This window comes from Acidovorax delafieldii 2AN (assembly GCF_000175235.1).
GTDB classification, from domain to species: Bacteria; Pseudomonadota; Gammaproteobacteria; order Burkholderiales; family Burkholderiaceae_C; genus Acidovorax; species Acidovorax delafieldii_B.
The window spans coordinates 1-2,528 of record NZ_ACQT01000380.1; the positions used below are offsets into that span (position 1 = coordinate 1).

The window sequence follows — 2,528 nt, forward strand, 5'->3', positions numbered from 1 at the left end:
CGCAATGGCTGGCCCAGGGCGACGGCGCACCGGCGCCGATCACGCCCGCGCCCGACTGGCCGTTCAACGTGATCTATTCCTCGGGCACCACGGGCGTACCCAAAGGCATCGTGCAGTCCTGGGCCATGCGCTGGGCGCATGTGCGGCGCGCGGTCACCAACGGCTATGGGCCGGATGCCGTATCGCTGTGCGCCACGCCGCTGTACTCCAACACCACGCTGGTGGCGGCGCTGCCCACGCTGGCACTGGGCGGCACGCTGGTGCTGATGCGCAAGTTCGATGCCTCGCGCTACCTGGCGCTGGCCGAGCAGCACGGCGCCACCCACACCATGCTGGTACCCGTGCAATACCAGCGCCTCATGGCTTGCCCGGATTTCAACCGCACCGACTTGAGCCGGCTGCAGCACAAGTTCTGCACCAGCGCGCCCTTCAGCGCCACGCTCAAGGCCGAGGTGCTGCGGCGCTGGCCAGGCCGGCTCATCGAGTACTACGGCATGACCGAAGGCGGCGTGCGCTGCGAGCTGCACTGCCATGACCACCCGACCAAGCTGCACACCGTGGGCCGCCCCGGCGAGGGCGCCGACATCCGCTTCATCGACGAGGAGGGGCGCGAGCTGCCCGCCGGTGAGCAGGGCGAGATCGTGGGCCGCTCGGCCGGCATGATGAGCGGCTACTACCGCCTGCCGGACAAGACGCGCGAGGCCGAGTGGTTCGACACCGAAGGCCGGCGCTACATCCGCAGCGGCGACGTGGGCCGGCTGGATGCGGAGGGCTTCATCGTGCTGGGCGACCGCAAGAAGGACATGATCATCACGGGCGGCTTCAACGTCTACCCAAGCGACATCGAGGCCGAGCTGTGCCAGCACCCCGAGGTGGCCGAGTGCGCGGTGGTGGGCGTGCCCTCCGAGCAGTGGGGCGAGACCCCCGTCGCCTACGTGGTGGCGCGTTCGGGCGCGCAGCCCATCGCCGAGGAGCTGCGCGAATGGCTCAACACCCGCGTGGGCAAGACCCAGCGCGTGGCCGACCTGCGGCTGGTCGAGCGCCTGCCGCGCAGCGAGATCGGCAAGGTGCTCAAGCGCACGCTGCGCGAGCAGTACCTGCTGAGCGCACCCGCAGCCGGCTGACCTTCTTCCCCCACCACCAGGAGACCGCCATGTCCTTGCCCCACCTCTCGCGGCAGCGCCGCGCCGTGCTTGCCAGCGTCGCCCTGGGTGCCGCCGCCCTGCTGACCCCTGCCGCCCATGGGGCAGACGCCTGGCCCGCCAAGCCGATCCAGCTCGTGATTCCCTACCCGCCCGGCGGCAGCGCCGACCTGCTGGGGCGGCCGCTGGCCATGCAGTTGCAGCAGCAGCTGGGCCAGCCCGTGGTGCTGGAATACAAACCGGGTGCAGGCGGCACGCTGGCCTCGCAGTATGTGGCGCGGGCCAAGCCCGATGGCTACACCGTGTTCATGGTGCTGGCGGCGCATGCCATCAACGACAGCCTCTACCCCAAGCTGCCCTACGACACGCGCAAGGACTTCGCGCCCGTGTCGCTGGTGGCCAACCTGCCCATGGTGGTGGCGGCCAGCGGCAAGCTGCCCGCCCGGAACATGCAGGAACTGATCCAGGCGGCGAAGGCGGCGCCGGGCAAACTCACCTTTGGCTCGGCCGGCAACGGCAACACCGGGCACCTGGCGGCCGAATACTTCAGCAGCATTGCCGGCATCAAGATGACGCATGTGCCCTACAAGGGCAGCGCCGGCGTGGTCAACGCCATGCTGGCCGGCGACATCGACCTCACGTTCGACAGCATCTCCACTTCCATGCCGCACATCCGCGGCGGGCGCATGCATGCGCTGGCCGTCACCAGCCCGCAGCGCTCGGCCCTTGCGCCCGAGGTGGCGACGGTGCAGGAGCAGGGCATTGCCGGCTTTGACGTAACGGGCTGGTATGCGCTGATCGCGCCAGCCGGCACGCCGCCCGAGATCACCCAGCGCCTGAGCCGCGAGGTTGCCACCGCGCTGCGCCAGCCCCAGCTGCAATCGCAGCTGGCCGCTGGGGGCTACGAGCCCGTGGGCTCCACCCCCGAGGCGCTGCAGGCACACATCGAGCGCGAGATCACGCGCTGGGCCGCTGTGGTCAAGTCCACGGGCGCAAAAGTGGATTGACACCCGCTGAACCGCTACGTGCCCCCCCGCTCTCGGCTTCGCCTGGCAAGGGGGACACAGCCAGCGCGGCGGGCCGGCCCTTGCGCGGCTGCCCGCGCCTGGGCCGTGCCGTGCAGGCCTGCCATGAACAACTGACAATCCACGCCATGCAACACCAGTCCACTGCCCACGACAACATCCCCGCCAGCCCCTTCGCCGGCGAAGCCCCCGACATGTTCTTTGGCCTGCCCATGGCCATGGCACGCGCCATGGCGCTGCGCGGCGAGCGCATCGGCCACGACATGGCCCAGGTGCGCATGGGCTTTCAGGCAGACCAGGCCAACAGCCGCGGCGAGGTGCATGGCGGCTCGATCGCCACGCTGCTGGACTGCACGCTGGC

The 2,528-nt window shown here is 70.1% G+C and carries 2 protein-coding genes and 1 pseudogene; all 3 read left to right on the forward strand.

What is annotated here, in order from left to right:
- A partial coding sequence (locus tag ACDELDRAFT_RS21285) for a class I adenylate-forming enzyme family protein (protein WP_005800333.1) occupies positions 1 to 1,124 on the forward strand: 1,124 nt, incomplete at its 5' end.
- 29 nt (positions 1,125 to 1,153) lie between these two features.
- The gene (locus tag ACDELDRAFT_RS21290; RefSeq protein ID WP_005800335.1) at positions 1,154 to 2,149 is read left to right on the forward strand and encodes a Bug family tripartite tricarboxylate transporter substrate binding protein; all 996 of its coding nucleotides are present in this window, start codon (positions 1,154 to 1,156) and stop codon (positions 2,147 to 2,149) included.
- A 146-nt stretch (positions 2,150 to 2,295) separates the two neighbouring features.
- Positions 2,296 to 2,528: pseudogene (locus ACDELDRAFT_RS21295) on the forward strand (phenylacetic acid degradation protein); the annotation flags it as partial.